At 36.7% G+C, this 1,346-nt stretch carries 1 protein-coding gene; it reads left to right on the top strand.

Features of this window, described 5'->3' with window-relative positions; all coding sequences use genetic code 11:
• The first annotated feature begins 241 nt into the window (after positions 1-241).
• Positions 242-1,027: an ATP-binding protein gene (locus B5D46_RS11970; protein WP_078929651.1), complete on the top strand. Its 786-nt coding sequence runs from the start codon at positions 242-244 to the stop codon at positions 1,025-1,027.
• Positions 1,028-1,346: the final 319 nt, after the last annotated feature.

Raw genomic sequence — 1,346 nt, 5'->3', positions numbered from 1 at the left:
GATCGATTGTTAATTAAAGATCTGCCATTACTTTTGTGGCAGATCGTGAACCAACCAGGCTTTAAAAGAAAAATCTCTTAAGGACCTAGGTATGATAAACATATAAACGCGATAATCCAGGACCAATTAGGAGAACCGCATTCTAATGATAGTAACGCCTTATTTCAGAATCAAGATGTAAAGGCAAAAGGCATGCTCAGAGGAGCAGATTATTACAAATCACTAAAGGAGGATAAGTAATATGAACGCTGTTATCTCAAAACATGTTCTTGCCGATGACATGATCAGAAAACTGGTAAATTTAAAAATAGATGAGCTGATTACATACGTGGATGAAATCCAGGCTGATGCTAACTGCAGCACTCTAAACTTTATTGAGAAGTTTGAAATTGTTATCAACAGACTTTATGAATGCAAGTTAAATAAATGTATTGAGCGACTTAAAAAGAGCGCAAAACTTAGAGAACGCTCTGCTGCAATTGCAAAGATTTACTATGATTCACAAAGAACTCTATCAAGAGATCTGGTTTTAGAATTAAGCACATGTGATTTTCTAAAGAAACAGACAAATCTGATTATAAAAGGACCTACAGGCTCAGGCAAAACATACCTCGCTTGTGCTCTGGCAAATGCAGCAATGGAGCGTTGTTTCAAGGCAAAATATGTCAGGTTGCCAGATTTGATTCAGGACATTGAAGAAAGTCTAGTTCAGAAACGCTCTTTGAAAAGGCTAAGAAGGAGGTACGAGCTACCATCAGTTCTGATTATTGATGAATGGCTTTTAAGCTCTGTTTCTGAAACAGTATGTTCATTCCTGCTTGATCTAATTGATGCGAGATACACGGAAACAAGCACGTTTATATGTACTCAATATGATGTTGGTGACTGGCATGAGAAACTAGGAGGAACCACACTGGCAGAAGCAGTTATTGACCGTTTGGTTCAAAATGCAGTTGAAATAAATCTCGGAACGTTAAATATGAGGAAAATAACCAGTCCATCAAAATTTTATAATTCTAAGAAATAAATGAAAAAACGGGAGGCGAGGCTAAAGCCTCGCTATTCCGTAGGCCAAATTTCATTTGGCTATCTGTTAGGCGATTACTCCGTAATCGCTAAGATGATCCCAAAGCTTGAAATCAACTGATCCCATCCAATGAAATGGCATCTTAAATTTTTTGAAACACCTGATCCTTTAGTCCGAAATATTCAATTTTTATGTTAGGAGTATCCATGTCAGACCTTTTTGTAAACAAAATCGACATGGATATTTTGCAATGTTAAATGATTGATGTCAGTTCGGTGATGGGAAAGATACGAACAAAGTACGAATAAACAATGAGTTA

This window comes from Succinivibrio dextrinosolvens DSM 3072 (assembly GCF_900167015.1).
Lineage (GTDB): Bacteria > Pseudomonadota > Gammaproteobacteria > Enterobacterales > Succinivibrionaceae > Succinivibrio > Succinivibrio dextrinosolvens.
Note: the sequence above shows the minus strand (reverse complement) of the source record. Positions and strands in the feature narration are given on the sequence as shown.